Genomic DNA, 18,582 nt, shown 5'->3' on the forward strand with positions numbered 1-18,582 from the left:
TAATTCACCTGCTGAATATATTCGGATAGTTCTTCGAGAGCTTCCGTCTCGTCTTTTCCATCTACGATTAAGGTGATGACGGAGCCTGTGCTAACTGCTAGGCTCATCAAACCCATGATGCTTTTCGCATTTACTTTCTTTCCGTCCTTTTCGAGAAAGACATCCGATGAAAACCGGTTTGCTTCTTGAACAAATAACGCAGCCGGGCGTGCCTGTAAACCCGTCTTTAACCTGACTTCAACCTGTTTTTCGACCATTCTCTCTTTCCTCCCTATAAAATCGTTTTGTATTATAAAACTGACTCGCCGGCTCGCAGCTTATCTGCGATTTCATCTATCTTTCTTAAACGATGGTTAATTCCCGACTTACTGATGTTTCCGCCCGAGACCATTTCCCCAAGCTCTTTTAATGTGACATCCTGATAGGCAACGCGCAGCTCTGCTATTTCCTTCAATTTATCAGGTAAAACATGCAGACCCACCGTTTGGTCAATAAAACGGATGTTTTCAACTTGACGCAATGCCGCCCCAATCGTTTTGTTTAAGTTCGCTGTTTCACAATTAACTAGCCGGTTAACAGAATTCCTCATGTCACGGACAATCCGGATATCTTCAAATCGAAGCAGGGCGTTATGGGCACCGATCACACTTAAAAAATCTGTAATCTTTTCTGCTTCCTTTAAGTACGTAATAAATCCCTTTTTCCGCTCAAGCGTCTTACTATTTAATGCAAATGTATTCATTAATTCACATAGAGAGTCATTATGTTCCTTATAAAGTGAAAAAACTTCAAGATGGTAAGAAGAGGTTTCAGGATTATTAACCGAACCCCCAGCCAAAAATGCCCCTCGCAAATAAGAGCGCTTACAACATTTCTTTTTGATTAATTCCTCCGAAATATTGTGAGTAAAAACAAAGCCTTCACTTAGTATTTTCAAATCATCCAGAATTTCGCTTGCTTGCTCCGACAATCTGACAATATACACATTGTTCTTCTTTAATCTCATTTTTTTTCTGACAAGAAGCTCCACTTGTACACTGTAATTCTTTTTAATTAAGATATAAATCCTTCTTGCAATCGCTGCATTTTCAGTTTGAATATCGACAACTAACTTTCTGTTGGAAAAAGAAACAGACCCATTCATCCGAATAAGCGCCGACAATTCCGCTTTCCCACAGCAATCCTTTACCTCAAGATTCGTTAATTCCTTTTTCGTTTCTGAAGCGAAAGACATTCCTTCACCCCCTTAATAGAAAAGCGCTGATAAATTAGGCTCATTTCGCATAATTATTATTTTTGGCTATAAAAAGGTTGCCCGTTGATTTCCGCTGCGGGCACTTGCTTTCCGTGGGGAGTGACGGGAGCCTCCTCGGCGTTACCGCCTGTGGGGTCTCCCGTTCCCTCTATTTCCCACAGGAGTCAAGTGCCCTCCGCTTCAATCAACTCAGATTTTTATAAAAAATCATACTTTAATATCAACAACATTCACTAATTACATCCAATAAAAAAGCGCAAGCGCCTTCGGAACAATCCAAAAGCAGATTGTTCCTAATATATATTCTAAGAGTTCACCTTAATAATCACTTTCTAAAGGTGCACGCATCTAGTCCTTACTCTTCATTCGTTTATTCATTTCATCGATGAGTAAAGAATGTAGCATTGCTGCAACCTCTTGTGTATCATGACGAATCTTACCATCTTTAAGACTAACAATTTCTCCGTGAATGACTTCTAGTCCTAGTTCATGAAGGCGCTCGGTATCAAAGTAGACCGGTTGAGCCATTTCTTCCTTGTACCGTTCCTGAACATGTGCAGGGATATCCTCATTATTAACAAGAATCGTGTTAATAAAAGAACAATTCATGTGATCATAAATAGCTTTTACATGATCACTAGCTGTAAAGTTGTGAGTTTCACCTGCTTGTGTCATTAAATTGCAAATATACACCTTTTTAGCCCTTGATCGGCAAACTTCCGCCCCAAGTTTAGGGACGAGAAGATTTGGTAAAATGCTCGTATACAAACTTCCCGGACCAATAATGATCAAATCAGCCCTTCTGATCGCGGAAATGGTTTCAGGTAGAGGTTTAATATTTTGCGGTGTCAAAAATACCTTTTTAATTTTTTTCCCCGAGTATGGAATTTTAGATTCTCCTGAAACAACTGTACCATCTTCCATCTCAGCGTGTAAAATAACGCTTTGGTTTGCTGCCGGCAGCACTTTGCCTCTGACGTTCAGAACTTTGCTCATTTCTTGAATCGCATGAACAAAATTACCAGTAATTGAGGTCATCGCTGCAAGAATTAAGTTGCCCAGCGAATGCCCCGATAACTCATTCGATGTTGTAAAACGATGCTGAAACATTTCCTCGATCAGCGGCTCCACATCAGACAAAGCCGCCAGCACATTCCGAATATCACCTGGAGGCGGGATGTGCAAGTCGTTTCTTAGTCTTCCGGAGCTGCCTCCATCATCGGCTACAGTCACGATAGCTGTGATATCAACAGGATATTGTTTTAACCCGCGTAATAGAACTGGTAATCCAGTTCCGCCACCGATTGTGACTATTCTTGGTTGTCTGGTCCTGTTCATGTTTCTTTATCCTTTCTCCTCTCGATATCACGGTGTGTAATTTGCGTATGATAATCATTCTTAAAATGATCACCAATATATTCAGCTAAAGCGACAGAACGATGCTGCCCGCCCGTACACCCGATTGCAACAACAAGCTGGGCTTTGCCCTCTCTTTTATAATGAGGGAGCATAAAGCTTAACAGCTCTGTTACCTTCTCAAGGAATTTATTCGTTTCTGTCCATTTAAGCACATAGGTGGAAACTTCTTCGTCCAACCCCGTTTTTGGCCGCATGTGGTCGATATAGTGAGGATTTGGCAGAAACCGCACATCAAAAACAAGATCGGCATCAATCGGGAGTCCATGCTTAAAACCAAAGGACATGACATTAATCGTAAACATCGTAGTTTTATTTAAAGAAAATTCCGTTAAGATTTTTTCCCTGAGTTCTCTTGGTTTCAATTTAGTTGTATGATAAATGAGCTGGGCTCTCCCCTTTAGCTCTTCCAAAAGCTCACGCTCGTGTTTTATCCCTTCCAAAGGGAGACCTGAAGGAGCAAGGGGATGGCGTCTCCTCGTCTCTTTGTATCTACGCACTAATGTCGAATCATCCGCATCTAAAAAAAGAATTTGCGGCGTTACCCATGAAGTTTCCGAAAGGTCATCAAGTGCTTTAAACAGGTGATCAAAAAACTCACGGCCCCTAAGGTCCATAACTAAAGCAACCTTATTCATCTTATTCCCTGATTCCTTCATCAGTTCAAGAAATTTGGGCAACAGAGTAGGCGGGAGATTATCGACACAGAAAAAACCAAGATCCTCAAAGCTTTGAATGGCAACTGTTTTTCCCGCACCTGACATACCAGTAATAATGACTATTTGCGTTTCATTCACTGCACCCGTACTCATATTCGTTTTCCCCCTGTATCTAAGAAATTAGCTGTTTCCAAACTTTGTTGCTATTTAAGTAAAAAGTGGTATAGTAGATTTCCGCTCGAGGAAGCTCGCTTTCCGCGGGGCAGGCGGTGAGCCTCCTCGGCGCACTGCGCCTGTGGGGTCTCACCTGTCCCGCTTCTCCCGTAGGAGTCTCGCACCTTCTGCTTCAATCAACTTCAAACACAACTTTAGAATATAAAAGATCCTAAATTCAGCTTGGATCTAGTCGATAACTGATTAGCTCAAAATTTGGCGTGTAGGTGAAGGTTCCGTATATAATTCCTTTTCCATGAATCATATATTCTAGAATATGATAATCCCCGGCGGCCATCGGGAGATTTTTTATGTCCGCAAACGGATGCCAAAGAATTTTCCCCTCTTCCGTCTCATCCTGGTTTAATCCATCGGCCTCCGTTGCAAAAAAGGTAAACATCATCCATTCTGAAACAACCCGGTCTTTATCTTTCATAATAAAGGTGAAAATCCCCTTTATATTCGGATTGCGCAAATAAATCCCCGTTTCCTCCCTGAATTCACGGATGCATGAGTCCCTAACTGACTCTCCAGGCTCCATCTTGCCGCCAGGAGCTACCCACCAGCCCCGGCTTGGCTTTTGTAAAAGCAAAACTTGATCATCTTTCAATAATACACAGTTAGTGACTCGCTGCAACATCCTTCACCTCAGTTTTCTAGACTGACCTGCATTAATTCATTTCATTATACTATTTTTGTCATAGGGTCACAATGAATTGAATTTTCAACTTTTCGAAAGAAAAACATTGTTCAGTCTGAGGATCATTTTTACGGATGAAGGCAAAAAAAAGAGCACAGGTTCTCTGTGCTTTACTAAAGAATATATCTTTAAAAGGGGGTCAATTTCTATTTCTATCATACCCGAATTTTATTTCATTAAGGTTACAGGAAAATTAAAACAAAATTACTTTTTGTGAGTTTAGAGTAAAGACGCACATTCTAGGATTGAACTTTCGTTTTTAAGCTTTCTTTTAATTCTTCAATATAATGTTGGGCACTTTGTGCAGCAATGCTTCCATCTCCGGTTGCTGTCACAATTTGGCGCAGCAATTTTTCGCGAATGTCCCCAGCTGCAAAAATACCTGGAACTTTCGTTTCCATCACTTCATTCGTCACAATATACCCATTTTCGTTCGTGATCCCTAGGCTTTCAAACGGCTTTGATAGTGGGACCATCCCGATATAAACGAAGACGCCATCTGTTGCGAAATCCCGTTCTTCGCCTGTTTCAGTAGATGCGATGGTTACACTTCCTACTTTGCCGTCTTTGTCGTTAATTTGCTTTACAGTATGATTCCAGATGAAATCCATTTTTTCATTATCAAATGCACGTTTCTGCAAGATAGCTTGAGCGCGCAGCTCATCGCGGCGATGCACGACTGTTACCTTAGTCGCAAAGCGAGTTAAATAAACGCCTTCTTCAACAGCCGAATCCCCGCCGCCGATAACAACAAGCTCTTTTCCTTTAAAGAATGCTCCGTCACAAACTGCACAATAAGAAACACCCCGACCGCCTAGCTCTTTCTCTCCAGGAGCGCCAAGTTTCTTATATTCGGCACCTGTGGAAATAATGACAGCACGGGCTTTATATTGCTTGGAACCAGCAATAATTGTCTTATATTCTTCCCCGTCAATTACTTCCTTTATATCACCGTAAGCGTATTCTGCGCCAAATTTTTTCGCATGGTCAAACATTTTCGTTGATAAATCAGGACCTAAAATATGCTCAAATCCCGGATAGTTTTCAACTTCTTCGGTATTAGCCATTTGCCCGCCTGGAACCCCGCGTTCAATCATTAATGTTGATAAATTGGCACGGGATGTATATACAGCAGCTGTCATTCCAGCTGGCCCGGCACCTGCAATAATGACATCATAAATTTTTTCTTCAGTCATGTTGCACCACTCCTTCTATCAGTGAACGTATTCTATAGTATAACCTTCCTACATTCATCCTATAAAAATAAGAACCTTTCGTCCAAATATCTGCTTACTCAATGAAATTGTTCACCAATTTCACATATTTCTGTAAGGTCGAAGAAGACATTTCGTACTTGCCGGCGATGAGTTGCTGAGATATTTTTTCCCCTCTCAGTTTCATCCAGACATACTCAATTGCAGCCGCGCATGCTTTATGATTCTTTATCGATTGATTATTTTTAACGATTTCAGCAACAACCGTAAACCACATTAAAAATAAACCGGCTTCTACGGTTCCAATCGGGTGATAGGTTTGATATAGCAGTGCCGCGGTTTCATGCACTGGTCTCATTTTCAGCTGTTTTGCATCGTTGCCAGATCGAACGAAAGCCAAATACTCCCTTTCAAAATGGGACAATTTATCGTTTTGACTGATTTCTTTAGAGGCTAATATCTTTTCCTTCCCATTGGACATAGCAGTTAAAAATATGGCAAAAAGGCGTTCCTCCATATAATCACTGTCAAATTTTTTTAAAATGGTTGAATGATGGTTCTCAAACCCGTCATAAGGAGATTTTTCATCATTCCACGGCTCAGATCCCTCTTTTTCAGGATTCATTTCAACAGCTTTTTTCCAGGCTGACCTTGCAATATTTTCTTTGCCTGTAAAATAGGCCGCATAGGAGAGCCAATAATAATAGGCACCGTCTCCGTCAAATCCTTTTTTCTGCAGCTTGCGAAGCCATGAATAGGCTTCATCATATTCGCCCGTCAACGCTAGTGTTGCTCCGAGCTTAAATTGATGCTCGGTCGATATCGGCTTAATCTTTTTCAAGATTTCCTTCATTTCCTTTACTTCTTTAAACTCGCGTTGATAAAAGGCAAAAACGAGTTTGTTGCAGAGTGCATGCAGATTTCCTGGATTTTCTTCGAAGACCTTATCTAAAATATCAGAAGCCCTTTGGATTTCACCTAGGTAAAAGTATGCAAGTGCCAGATTGTTGTAGGCAGACCAGTATTCAGGATACTCCTCAATGACGGAATTGAGAACTTCAACGGCTTTCGGAAAATGACCAGATTCAAGCAGCTCCCGAGCTTGCTCCTGCTTCGTAATGAGATCATCCTGTTCATAAAGTTCCTCGTTAAACTCTTCCGCTTCCATCGTTAACAATTCAAGAAGATCTTCCGTATCTTCAAGAAATTCCCCATCCTGTTCTAGCTCCATGTATAAGTTCGCATGATGATAAGCATCCTTAAAAAACCCTAAATGGGCGTAATTATTAGCGAGAAAGTAATGACATTCCACCATTTCTTCATCAAGTTCGTCAAGAATCAGATGCAAATATTGATTCGCTTGTTGATATTCGGCCATTTCCGAACAAATAATCGCTAATTGGCAGACGATCATCGGTTCGCCTGGCTCAAGCTGCATCGCACGCTGTAAATATTTTTTTGCTTTATAAAGATCCCTTCTATGGTAAGCCTTTATTCCTTTTGAAAAATAATACTCACCAGTCGGGTTAAATGACAATAATTTTCCTTTTGGTTGTCTAGCTTTAGAGTCTTTGCTCATGAAATCCTCCACCATTCTTAATTAACTCCAGTAGTATATCATATGAGCAAGCTTCTCGAGAAGGGATTGGAGAATAATAAGAAGTTACCAATTGAACCGCTTTTTTATTATCTTTTTAAAACATGTATTTTCAGTCATTCTGTTAGGCTATTTTCGCACATATTGTTGTTTTAGCTCTCAAAGTTTTCCCGTTGATTTCCGCTGCGGGCACTTGCTTTCCGTGGGGAGTGACGGGAGCCTCCTCGGCGTTACCGCCTGTGGGGTCTCCCGTTCCCTCTATTTCCCGCAGGATCAAGTGCCCTCCGCTCCAATCAACTCAGATTATTAAATAAAAATCACATTATAAAAGCAATAAACTTAACAAAACAACCTTCTGTTAAAAATAGGTTCATAATATCTGATACCTTTTCATTAAGAATATACTTTATCAACGAATTCGAAAATTGAGTAGTAACTCAACAAAAAACCGGCCGTTATTCAGCCGGATTTTCGCTTTTATCATGTCTGATTTTCAATACTTTCAGAACTTCTTTAAAAGGAAGTTCCTGTTCTCTTAATAGAACGAGGAGGTGATACAACAAATCAGCAGACTCCCATTTAAGCTCTTCCTGATCACGGTTTTTAGCCGCTATGATGACTTCAGCTGATTCTTCGCCGACCTTTTTTAAAATTTTATCTACGCCTTTTTCAAATAAATAGGTCGTATAGGCCCCTTCTGGACGTTCTTGTTCTCGCTCCTTGATGACCTTTTCAAGATTGAGAAGGATCTGGTAGTCTGACAGATTAGCATCAACAACCGCTTTTCCTTCGTAAAAACTTTCCGCGAAACAGCTTGTCGTCCCTGTATGACAGGCTGGCCCCGCTGGATCCACCAACACTACAATTGCATCCTTATCGCAGTCGAATTTCATTTCAACAATTTTCTGTGTGTTCCCGCTCGTCGCACCTTTATGCCAAAGCTCTTGTCTTGAACGGCTGAAGAACCATGTTTCACCGGTTTCTTCAGATTTCACAAGGGATTCCCGGTTCATATACGCGAGTGTCAGGACTTCTTTTGTTCCCGCATCTTGAACAATAGCAGGGATAAAGCCCTTTTCATCAAATTTGATTGCTTCAATATTCATCGGACAGTCACCCCTTTTTCTTTTAAAAAAGCTTTGACTTCCGAAACGGATGTTTCTTTATAATGAAAAATCGAAGCAGCCAGAGCAGCATCCGCTTTTCCTTCGATAAAGGCTTCCGCAAAATGTTCCGCATTTCCTGCTCCTCCGGAAGCAATAACCGGAACAGAAACGGCTTCGCTTACAGCTTTCGTCAAGGCAATATCAAAGCCATTTTTCTCGCCATCGGAATCCATGCTCGTAAGTAAAATCTCTCCCGCTCCACGCTCGACTGCTTCTTTCGCCCATTCAATGACTTCAAGATCAGCTGGCGTGCGGCCTCCATGTGTATACACCCGCCAAGATCCAAGTTCCTCATCGTATTTTGCATCAATCGCCACAACAATACACTGTGAACCAAAAAATTTGGCACCTTCTGTTATTACATCCGGATTCGTTACAGCAGCCGTATTAAGAGAAACCTTATCAGCCCCAGCTCTTAAAATCCGCTTCATATCTTCGAGCGTATTAATTCCACCGCCAACTGTGAATGGGATGGCTAGTTCAGAAGCGACCGCCTTGACCACTTCGACCATCGTTTTTCGGCCTTCAAGCGAGGCAGAGATATCAAGAAAAACAAGCTCATCAGCACCCTGCTCGTCATAAAAACGCGCAAGCTCAACCGGATCGCCAGCATCTCTTAGCTGAACAAATTGAACTCCTTTTACAACCCGCCCTTCTTTTACATCCAGACAGGGAATGATCCGTTTCGTTAACATGATGTGTCCACCTCTCTTAATGCTTCTGTTACCGAAAAGCGCCCTTCGTAAATGGCTTTCCCGACGATCACTCCGGCAACTCCTTCTTTTGAGAATCCTTTTAATCGCGTTAAATCAGCAAGCTCACTAACTCCCCCTGAAGCGATTACACTTTTTCCTGTTTCCTTTGCCAGTAGACGTACAGCTTCAACATTCGGACCGGAAAGCATTCCATCTGTAGCTATATCTGTAAAAATAAACGTTTCCGCTCCTGCATCAGCAAACCGCTTTCCTAAATCTACCGCCTTTACTTCAGATGTATTCAGCCAACCATGTGTAGCTACATATCCGTTTTTTGCATCAAGCCCCACGGCGATTTTACTGCCATATTTTTTAATCATTTCGATTGCAAACGCCGGATTAGAAACAGCAATACTTCCAATGATGACACGGGAAATTCCGTTTTCAAGATAATGAACAATATCCTCTTCTATACGGATTCCGCCGCCGATTTGTACCTTAGCCTTTAGCTCTTTAGCAGCCTGTATAACAGAAGCATCATTCACTCTTTTTCCATCCTTCGCCCCGTCCAGATCAACCATATGAATCCATTCGGCTCCCTCATCAGCAAACTTCTTTGCCATTTTAAAAGGAGAATCTCCGTAAACCGTTTCCTGATCGTAATCCCCTTGCAACAGACGAACACATTTGCCGCCCCTCATATCAATTGCTGGATAAATGGTAAAGCTCATCGACTATTCATCCTTTCCCCTGCCAACTCTGTAAAATTACGTAAAAGCTCCATGCCGATCATTTATAACAACCCTTTCGATGACGGAACTCCTTTAACCCGTGGATCAATTGTCGTCGCCTCGTCTAATGCACGGGCGAGTGCTTTAAAAATTGCCTCAATCATATGGTGCGTGTTTTTTCCATAATGAACAATGACATGCAAATTCATCCTTGCTTCAAGTGCAAGCTTCCAAAGAAACTCATGCACAAGCTCCGTATCGAAAGTGCCAACCTTCTGGCTCGGGAAATCAGCTCTTATTTCCAAATGAGGACGATTGCTTAAATCCACTACCACTTGAGCAAGAGTCTCATCCATTGGAACAAAAGCGTTCCCATAGCGCTTAATTCCCTTCTTGTCACCCAACGCTTCCTTCAGAACTTGTCCAAGGCAAATGCCGATATCCTCTGTTGTATGGTGATCATCAATATCTGTGTCGCCGTTTGCATTTACAGTCAGATCAAACTGACCGTGCTTGGCAAACAGGTCAAGCATATGTGATAAAAATGGCACCCCTGTCTCCAATTGGCTTTTGCCTTCCCCATCTATATTTAATGAAAGCTGTATTTGCGTTTCACTTGTTTTTCGTGTTACTTCAGAAGTTCTTGTCATTTGACATCCTCCATCACTTATTTTCTTATTCTTGTTTCAATCGCACGTGCATGTGCTTCAAGCCCTTCTAAGCGGGCAAAAGCAGCTATTTTTTCCCCGTTCTGCATAAGCGCTTTTTCACTGTAAAAAAGGATACTCGATTTTTTTTGAAAATCTTCTACATTTAACGGACTTGAAAAACGAGCCGTTCCGTTTGTAGGAAGGACGTGATTCGGCCCCGCAAAGTAATCTCCCACAGGCTCAGGACTATAACGGCCGATAAAAATCGCTCCAGCATGGCGGATTTGCCCGAGCAGCTCCATCGCATTCTCCGTTATGATTTCTAAATGTTCTGGAGCGAGGCGATTGATGATATCAACAGCTTCTTCCATTGTATTGCTAACATAAATGGCACCGAAGTTTTCAATCGATTGTCTAGCGATTTCCTGACGGGGAAGCTCTGCCAGCTGCTTTTCAACCTCCTCCGCAACTGCCCTAGCCAATTCCTCTGAAGGAGTGACAAGGACACTGCTTGCCATCGTGTCATGTTCAGCCTGAGATAATAGATCTGCCGCGACCTCATCCGGCTTTGCCGTTTCATCTGCTAAAATAGCTATTTCACTTGGTCCTGCAATCATATCAATATCAACATCACCGAAAACTTCCCGTTTTGCGAGTGCAACATAAATATTTCCGGGACCTGTAATTTTATCAACAGGAGCAATTGATTCTGTTCCATATGCAAGTGCGGCGATCGCCTGGGCACCGCCGACCTTGTAGATTTCTTTAGCACCAGCTTCATTGGCCGCCACTAAAACAGCGGGAGGGATTTTTCCTGTCTTTTTATCAACTGGGGAAGTAATCACAATTCTTTTGACCCCTGCTACTTTAGCAGGAATCACATTCATTAAAACCGATGAAGGATAAGCAGCCGTTCCCCCCGGCACATACAGTCCTACTGAATCAAGCGGTGTTACCTTTTGACCAAGAATTGTACCGTTCTCATCTGTTGTCATCCATGAAGGACGAAGCTGTTTTTCATGGAAAAAGCGAATATTATCTGCCGCCTCCTTGATCACAGATTGTATTTCATCATCAATTTCTTGATAGGCTTCTTTTATTTCTTCAGCTGTTACGGCTAAATCGACTAAAGAAATTCCATCAAATTTTTCCGTATAGTCTTTTACAGCCTGATCGCCGTCACGGCGGACAGTCTCAATGATCTTTTTAACAACGATCCGCTGCTCTTCCGTGCCGTTATCAACCGATCGCTTAATCGAAATCTGATCACTTATTTTTAAAATCCTCACCCGCTGTTCACCCTCTCAAAAGCATTAAGGCTCTATCGTAACCCCAGCATTTATTACTTCGCTTAGGCGATCGACAAGTTCACTAATGCGCTCATCCTTCATCCTGTAGCTGACAGGATTTACGATCAATCTTGACGTGATCTCCGCAATTTGTTCGTATTCGATTAAACCGTTCTCTTTTAATGTTCGTCCAGTCGAAACAATATCAACAATTCGGTCTGCAAGGCCGATTAAAGGAGCTAGCTCAATTGAACCATTTAGCTTAATAATTTCGACCTGCTCTCCTTGCTCCCGAAAATAAGCTGCCGCGACATTTGGATATTTTGATGCAACCTTTGGAGCCACATCGTTCATTTTTGTATTAGGCAAGCCCGCAACTGCAAGATAACAGGCACTTATTTTTAAATCCAGTAATTCATATACATCCCGCTCTTCCTCAAGCATGACGTCCTTTCCGGCAATTCCAAGGTCAGCAACGCCATGTTCGACATATGTCGGAACATCCATTGGCTTCGCTAAAATAAACTGGAACTTTTCTTCTGGAACATCAATAATTAACTTTCTTGAATCATCGAATTCGGGCGGCAATTGAAAGCCTGCTTTGCGAAGTAAATCGGCCGCTTCATTAAATATACGCCCCTTTGGCATAGCGATCGTTATTAAACCATTCATCTGACAGGCTCCTTTCCAGCTTTGCCGACTAAAAAGACGATATCTTCGTATTGGCTCGTACAAGCATCAATATCCTTAACCCCGCTAATATCCTGGAGGACAACCTTTTTACCGGATTTCCGCTGCTCTATTGCATATCGGAATGCTTCTTGTCTTCGCTCCTGGCTAAATAAAATACAATAAGATGGCTCATTTTCCCCTATATCCCCGAGTGCTTCTAGAAGGCGGTCAACCCGGATCGCAAATCCAGTTGCCGCCGCTGATTTACCGAACTTCTCAAGCAATAAGTCATACCTGCCTCCGTTTCCAATCGGAAAGCCTACATTGCCTGCATATACTTCAAATAAAATCCCTGTATAGTAGCTCATATGACTCACGAGTGTTAAATCAAATTTCACCTTTTCCTCTTGCCCATAATCAGTCATAATTTCCCAAAGTTGCTGCAGCTGAATCAACGCCTCTTTTCCTAAACCGTTTTCTAATAGACTATAGGCCTGGCCTATGATTTCTTCCCCGCCACGAAGCTTTAGAAAATCTAGAAGGCGCTGCTTATCAATAGAGGAAAGGGCTAGACTCTTAACATGCTCTCGGTAGCCTACATAGTTCTTTTCATATAGATATCTTGTCAGGGCATCGACTCTTTCTTCCGTTCCAAGAACATGCAGGAAAAATTCACGGACAAATCCAATATGCCCTACTGAAAGCTGAAAATCTTCCAGTCCTGCTTCTTTTAAAGAAGAAATCATTAAAGCGATTCCTTCGCCATCAGCACTAATCGTATGATCGCCAATGCATTCGACTCCGATCTGTTCAAATTCAGCCGGACGCCCACCTTCCCTTTGCTGGGCGCGGTATACTTTTGCGGAATAAGCTAGCCTTAGCGGTAATTCATCCTTTAACAAGTGCGAAGCCGCCACCCGGGCAATCGGCGCAGTCATATCAGGGCGCAGCACAAGCGTTTTCCCTTGCTGATCAAGCAGCTTAAATAATTTCTGATCTAAAATCGCTGATGCTGTACCAATCGTTTCGTAATATTCAAGTGTAGGTGTCTCAATAAACTGATATCCCCACAGCTTCATCTCTCCTTCAATCAAAGACCTGACCGTGCTTTTCATTTCAAATAAGTCTGGTAATGTATCCCTCATGCCTAACGGCTTTTCAAACATAAATAAACGGCTCAATGAAATTCACCTCATAACTAAAAGTTCCGAATCCTTTAGTTCGCTAATATGGTAGTAAATTAAAGATATATGTAGTTTAACGCGCATCTTAAATTTCGTCAACAAAAAAGATGCCGAAAATAATAGGTAGAAGGTATTTTATTTAGTGTGTCCTTTTACGGAATTGGTTATTTCAAATGGTAACAGACTGTACGCTATTGAGATTTCCGTTCAATCCATTGGAATTTTAACACAATTCTGTTTTCACTCTGACGAAAATTGAATCCAAAAAAGCTCCGTCTGCAAAATGCAAACAGAGCTTCAATCGCTATTCCTTGATTACGCCATAAATCGGGTCATCTGCCCAGCGTTCAGCCATTTCTTCTTTTGTATAGATTACCTTCATCGGGTTGCCGCCAACAAAGGCTCCAGGCTGAACATTTTTATGAACGAGCGTACCCGCAGACACAATCGCACCGTCCCCGATCGACACCCCAGGCAAGATCGTGGAGTTGGCACCAATCATCACTTCACTGCCAATTTCCACTTTTCCAAGCCGATACTCCTTAATTAAGTATTCATGTGCAAGAATCGTTGTATTATAGCCAATGACCGTATTACGTCCAACGCTAATTTTTTCAGGAAACATGACATCAAGCATAACCATAAGCGCAAAAGATGTTCGCTCCCCAACCTTCATACCTAAAAAAGTCCGGTACAGCCAATTTTTCATCCCTAGAAATGGGGTATACCGAGCCATTTGAATAACAGCGAAATTCTTCACCACTTTCCAGAAGGGAACAGTTTTGTACACATGCCAGAGAGAATTGCCCCCTTCTACCGGAAATCGCTCGGTATTCCTCATTTTCCTTCAACCTTGAAGATATCAAGCAAGTCAGCCATGTTCTCAAGCATATAATCCGGCTCAAAGCCCAGTAAAAACTCTTTTCCTTTCGCACTCCAAGCAACACCCGCTGTTTTCGTACCCGCATTTCTGCCGCCGAGAATATCATGTGAATTATCGCCGACCATAATCGCTTCTTCAGGCTTTGATCCCAAAAGCTCCAATGCTTTAAAAATTGGTTCCGGATCTGGCTTCGGTTTCTGAACATCATCCAAGGTGACAACGACATCAAAAAATTGATCCAGCTTTGTCAGCTTCAATCCCATCTCAGTAACATGAGAAACCTTCGTCGTCACAATGCCTATTTTATAACCAGATTCCTTTAATGTACGAACCGTTTCAAAAACACCCTCAAATTCCGTCACAAGAAGATCATGATTTTCAATATTGAATTTTCGGTAAGTCGCAATCATTTCGTTTACCTTTTCCGGATCAATTGACTCAAATGTTTCAGTAAGAGTCGGACCCATAAAAGGCAGAATATCCTCCCGTTTGTAGCGATTAGGACAGTAACTATCAAATGTGTGTAAAAATGAAGAAATAATCAATTCATTTGTATCTATTAACGTGCCATCTAAATCGAATAAAAACGTATTAATTTGAGTGCTCATAAGCTGCTTCCTTTCTTTTACCAAAATCAATCCGGTTCCAAATAAATGCGACAATCAGTGTCAGCAGAATCGCTACGCCTAAACGGATCAGTAGCAGCGGAAGAACCGGAATACCTAATGGGACAAATATCAGTGTATCTTCAACAACCGCATGGCATGCCACGAGAAAAATAAAAGCAATGGTCACATCTTTTTTGCTGACCCCGTCCTCTTTCACAGCCTGAATCATAACCCCTGCGCCGAATGCCAAGCCAAATAATAAACCTGCCGCCAGAGTCGTGGAAGTGTTCTCTTTCATCCCTAAAACTCTTGTCACCGGCGCCATCCATTTTGAAAAAACAGCCAGCCATTTCAAATCCTTTAGGATCTGAATCACGATCATTAGTGGAATAACGATGATCGCTAGCTGAAAAATGCCAAGTCCCGCTTTTTGCAAGGCGTTTATTAAAATAGGGGTCCAGCCCGTAACCTCTTCCACTTTTGCTGGAATAATCCCATACTTCGCAATTTCAGAACCACCATGCCAAACAAGATTAATAATAGCGGCAGAAATAACAGCCAAACCGATTCTTACTGCGAGAATGATCCAAATCTTAACACCAACTTTTACAGCCACACTCGATTCAATTAACAAGTTATGCGAGAATGAAAGCATGACCGCGGTAATGAAAACTTCTTTTACAGTCAAGTCAAGCGATAATATCGCTCCGATTGCTGCATATATATTTAGGAAATTCCCTAATACAATCGGGATGGCCGCATCCCCTGACAAGCCAATTAAATTCATAAGCGGAGTGATTAAATTGATAACCCATGGCAGCACAGGTGTATGTTGAAGCATGGCAACGATTAGCGTCACAGGGAATATAATTTTTCCGAGCGCCCAAGTCGTTTTTAAGCCAACCATGATCCCCCTCTTTGACGATTCTAACAACATTTTTCTTTCTCCCTTTGTAAAAAATTTGACTATTTTCGTTAAGTTTCTTTTTTAGTGTGATTTTATATAACAATCTGAGTTGATTGGAGCGGAGGGCACTTGACTCCCGGGAAAAAGAGGGAAGCGGGAGACCCCACAGACGGTAACGCCGAGGAGGCTCCCGTCCCTCCCCGCGGAAATCAAGTGCCCGTAGCGGAAACAACGGGCAAACTTTGAAGGATAATGACAATATATACGAAAATTGCCTAAAAGTTAAACACTTCTATCTAAGTAACGTATATCTGCATAGCCCTTCATCCTTCTTACAGCAAGAAGAATCAACGCTCCAATAATCAGCACGATCGAAATCGTCTGGGCAACTCTTAGGTGTTCAGTCAGCATTAAGCTATCTGTCCGCAGCCCCTCAACGAAAAAGCGGCCCACAGAATACCAAATCACGTACGTAAGGAACATCTCGCCACGACGTAAATTTACCCTTCTTAATAAAATCAGAATGAAAAAACCAACGATATTCCAGATGGATTCATATAAAAACGTAGGATGATAATAAGTTCCATTGATATACATCTGATTAATAATGAACTCTGGAAGATGTAGATTCTCTAAAAACGCTCGACTTACTTCCCCGCCGTGCGCTTCCTGATTCATAAAGTTCCCCCATCTGCCAATTGCCTGCCCTAATATAATACTTGGGGCCGCGATATCTGCCATTTTCCAGAAAGAAACGTTTTTCTTTTTCGCAAATACATAAGTGGTGATCACAGAACCGATCAAGGCGCCATGAATGGCAATTCCGCCTTCCCATATTTTCGGAATCTCCATTGGGTTTTGTGAATAATAGTCCCATTGAAAAATAACATAATAAATTCGGGCTGAGATAATCGCGATCGGAATGGCCCAAAGCATCAAATCAGCAAATAAATCCTTTTCAAGTCCCCGTCTTTCTGCTTCCCGCATAACAAGCATCAATGCTAAAGCAATGCCAATACCGATAATTAACCCATACCACCGGATTTCGATCGGGCCGAGGGCAATGGCAATCGGGTTAAGCGGCTGAATAGTCGATTCCATAATCACTGCTCCTTCTTTTTCTCTTTTTTCAACAATTTTTACCGATCTTCGTGGTCCCCATCCTCGATGACATCAGAGAGACGGCTCGAAAATTGCTCAGCTGCATTCATGCCCATTTTTTTCAAGCGGAAATTCATGGCCGCTACTTCAATAATGACAGCCAAGTTCCGGCCTGGACGAACCGGAATTGTCAGCTTTGTTATATCCGTATCGATAATCCTCATCTTTTCTTCATCAAGTCCAAGTCGGTCATATTGCTTGTTCTGATCCCATAGCTCCAAATTCATGACAATAGAAATCCGCTTAAAGCTGCGAATAGCACCAGCACCGAACAATGTCATCACATTGATGATCCCTAAACCGCGAATCTCTAATAAATGCTCGATCAGTTCTGGTGAAGTTCCGACAAGAGTATTTTCATCTTCTTGTCTTATTTCTACACAATCATCGGCAACTAACCGATGCCCACGCTTCACAAGCTCTAAAGCTGCCTCACTTTTACCGACGCCGCTTTTTCCTGTAATCAGCACCCCTACCCCATAAATATCAACAAGCACGCCATGGACGGCTGTTGTTGGCGCAAGCTTGCTTTCAAGAAAGTTCGTTAACAAACTCGAAAAACGGGTTGTTTTTTGCTTCGTTCTTATAACTGGAACTGCTTCTCTTTCTGAAGCCTCGATTAATTCATATGGAACTTCCAAACCCCTTGTAATAATAATTCCAGGAGTAATATCTGAACATAAGCGTTCAAGTCGGATTTGCCGATCGATGTCGTTTAATTTCTCTGTAAATGTAAGCTCTGTTTTTCCGATTAACTGAATTCTTTCAGCCGGATAATAATCAAAAAAGCCCGCCAATTCAATCCCTGGTCTAGAAATATCACTAGTAATAATCGGGCGGTTAATGCCATCCTCTCCGCTGACAAGCTCCAGATCAAATTTTTCCAAAATGTCTTTCGTGCGTACCTTAGCCAACTTCATTTCCTCCTTTTATACGGGAACTGCCTATTCTTAAAGCTTAACACTATTGGAAACACTTCATAAATTATTATGGCGGCCATGGAAGTATATTGATTTTCAGAAGAAAATACCTCTCAAAATAAGTTTCACTTTATTTTAGCACTTTTTAAGCCAGAACCAAATTTCTAAGAAAAACTAAAGGATCGTTCTGAACCAGGACTAGGAGGTGTCATCTTTTCTTTCGCGCTTAAAACTTCGCAAATTATGGTAAAATACCGTATAATTGTTTATATAATAAAAAAATGATCGAGTGCGGGAACACTCGATCAAAGCAACTACATGCCGCATGAAGTGCGGCTGATCATGTTTTAAAAACAGTAACTACCTTACTCTTCGGTTGGAGGCGGCGGTTACTTTTTTCTGTTTCTTTGACGATGAGAACAGCAGGTGCTAGTTCATTTACAAGTACTTAACGTCATTTTTCCCACCTCCCCTCTTTCGGAAGATGGTCAACCGCCCATCCGCTTATGTAGCTGCTATAATAATTGTAGAAATCCAAAATGGAAAAATCCATGAAAACATCTAAAAAAAAGCCAAATCATAGATTATACAGCCTTCTCTTTTTTCCCCGTGTCCATGTCCTTTTTGAAGCTCCGCTCATATGATAAAAAATGAATAGAATT

The 18,582-nt window shown here is 41.8% G+C and carries 19 protein-coding genes; all 19 read right to left on the reverse strand.

Features of this window, described 5'->3' with window-relative positions; all coding sequences use genetic code 11:
• On the reverse strand, positions 1 to 257 hold a 257-nt coding region (locus BGM26_RS18390; protein ID WP_217041746.1), incomplete at its 3' end, for an HPr family phosphocarrier protein.
• 32 nt (positions 258 to 289) lie between these two features.
• On the reverse strand, positions 290 to 1,234 hold the full coding sequence (whiA, locus tag BGM26_RS18395; protein ID WP_217041747.1) for a DNA-binding protein WhiA: 945 nt from the start codon (positions 1,232 to 1,234) through the stop codon (positions 290 to 292).
• A 369-nt stretch (positions 1,235 to 1,603) separates the two neighbouring features.
• Positions 1,604 to 2,593 (reverse strand): gluconeogenesis factor YvcK family protein, encoded by a 990-nt coding sequence (locus BGM26_RS18400; RefSeq protein ID WP_217041748.1) that lies wholly within the window; start codon positions 2,591 to 2,593, stop codon positions 1,604 to 1,606.
• The gene (gene rapZ, locus BGM26_RS18405; protein ID WP_217041749.1) at positions 2,590 to 3,483 is read right to left on the reverse strand and encodes an RNase adapter RapZ; all 894 of its coding nucleotides are present in this window, start codon (positions 3,481 to 3,483) and stop codon (positions 2,590 to 2,592) included. The genes BGM26_RS18400 and rapZ overlap by 4 nt, the downstream gene beginning before the upstream one ends.
• A 238-nt stretch (positions 3,484 to 3,721) precedes the next feature.
• Positions 3,722 to 4,180, reverse strand: coding sequence for an NUDIX hydrolase (locus tag BGM26_RS18410; RefSeq protein WP_217041750.1), 459 nt, complete (start codon positions 4,178 to 4,180; stop codon positions 3,722 to 3,724).
• A 302-nt stretch (positions 4,181 to 4,482) separates the two neighbouring features.
• Positions 4,483 to 5,439, reverse strand: a complete 957-nt coding sequence (trxB, locus tag BGM26_RS18415) for a thioredoxin-disulfide reductase (RefSeq protein WP_217041751.1) — start codon at positions 5,437 to 5,439, stop codon at positions 4,483 to 4,485.
• A 94-nt stretch (positions 5,440 to 5,533) separates the two neighbouring features.
• A complete protein-coding gene (locus tag BGM26_RS18420) occupies positions 5,534 to 7,036 on the reverse strand; it encodes a tetratricopeptide repeat protein (RefSeq protein ID WP_217041752.1) in 1,503 nt (500 codons plus the stop codon).
• Positions 7,037 to 7,509: 473 nt separating this feature from the next.
• Positions 7,510 to 8,160, reverse strand: a complete 651-nt coding sequence (hisIE, locus tag BGM26_RS18425) for a bifunctional phosphoribosyl-AMP cyclohydrolase/phosphoribosyl-ATP diphosphatase HisIE (RefSeq protein WP_217041753.1) — start codon at positions 8,158 to 8,160, stop codon at positions 7,510 to 7,512.
• Positions 8,157 to 8,915 (reverse strand): imidazole glycerol phosphate synthase subunit HisF, encoded by a 759-nt coding sequence (gene hisF / locus BGM26_RS18430; RefSeq protein WP_217041754.1) that lies wholly within the window; start codon positions 8,913 to 8,915, stop codon positions 8,157 to 8,159. The genes hisIE and hisF overlap by 4 nt, the downstream gene beginning before the upstream one ends.
• Positions 8,909 to 9,646, reverse strand: a complete 738-nt coding sequence (gene hisA / locus BGM26_RS18435) for a 1-(5-phosphoribosyl)-5-[(5-phosphoribosylamino)methylideneamino]imidazole-4-carboxamide isomerase (protein WP_217041755.1) — start codon at positions 9,644 to 9,646, stop codon at positions 8,909 to 8,911. The genes hisF and hisA overlap by 7 nt, the downstream gene beginning before the upstream one ends.
• A gap of 62 nt (positions 9,647 to 9,708) precedes the next feature.
• Positions 9,709 to 10,296: an imidazoleglycerol-phosphate dehydratase HisB gene (gene hisB, locus BGM26_RS18440; protein ID WP_217041756.1), complete on the reverse strand. Its 588-nt coding sequence runs from the start codon at positions 10,294 to 10,296 to the stop codon at positions 9,709 to 9,711.
• A gap of 17 nt (positions 10,297 to 10,313) precedes the next feature.
• The gene (hisD, locus tag BGM26_RS18445; RefSeq protein WP_217041757.1) at positions 10,314 to 11,585 is read right to left on the reverse strand and encodes a histidinol dehydrogenase; all 1,272 of its coding nucleotides are present in this window, start codon (positions 11,583 to 11,585) and stop codon (positions 10,314 to 10,316) included.
• A gap of 24 nt (positions 11,586 to 11,609) precedes the next feature.
• Positions 11,610 to 12,257 (reverse strand): ATP phosphoribosyltransferase, encoded by a 648-nt coding sequence (gene hisG, locus BGM26_RS18450; RefSeq protein WP_217041758.1) that lies wholly within the window; start codon positions 12,255 to 12,257, stop codon positions 11,610 to 11,612.
• Positions 12,254 to 13,438: an ATP phosphoribosyltransferase regulatory subunit gene (locus BGM26_RS18455; RefSeq protein ID WP_254119696.1), complete on the reverse strand. Its 1,185-nt coding sequence runs from the start codon at positions 13,436 to 13,438 to the stop codon at positions 12,254 to 12,256. The genes hisG and BGM26_RS18455 overlap by 4 nt, the downstream gene beginning before the upstream one ends.
• A gap of 307 nt (positions 13,439 to 13,745) precedes the next feature.
• Entirely contained in the window at positions 13,746 to 14,282 is a 537-nt protein-coding gene (locus BGM26_RS18460; RefSeq protein ID WP_217041759.1) for an acyltransferase, read from the reverse strand.
• Positions 14,279 to 14,932 (reverse strand): pyrophosphatase PpaX, encoded by a 654-nt coding sequence (gene ppaX / locus BGM26_RS18465; protein ID WP_217041760.1) that lies wholly within the window; start codon positions 14,930 to 14,932, stop codon positions 14,279 to 14,281. The genes BGM26_RS18460 and ppaX overlap by 4 nt, the downstream gene beginning before the upstream one ends.
• Positions 14,916 to 15,869, reverse strand: coding sequence for a nucleoside recognition domain-containing protein (locus tag BGM26_RS18470; protein WP_217041761.1), 954 nt, complete (start codon positions 15,867 to 15,869; stop codon positions 14,916 to 14,918). Before BGM26_RS18470 ends, ppaX begins: the two co-directional genes overlap by 17 nt.
• A gap of 252 nt (positions 15,870 to 16,121) precedes the next feature.
• A complete protein-coding gene (lgt, locus tag BGM26_RS18475; protein WP_217041762.1) occupies positions 16,122 to 16,940 on the reverse strand; it encodes a prolipoprotein diacylglyceryl transferase in 819 nt (272 codons plus the stop codon).
• Positions 16,941 to 16,978: 38 nt separating this feature from the next.
• Positions 16,979 to 17,914: an HPr(Ser) kinase/phosphatase gene (gene hprK, locus BGM26_RS18480; protein WP_217041763.1), complete on the reverse strand. Its 936-nt coding sequence runs from the start codon at positions 17,912 to 17,914 to the stop codon at positions 16,979 to 16,981.
• Positions 17,915 to 18,582: the final 668 nt, after the last annotated feature.

Origin of the sequence: Bacillus sp. FJAT-29790 (assembly GCF_019039215.1) — a bacterium.
Lineage (GTDB): Bacteria > Bacillota > Bacilli > Bacillales > Cytobacillaceae > Cytobacillus.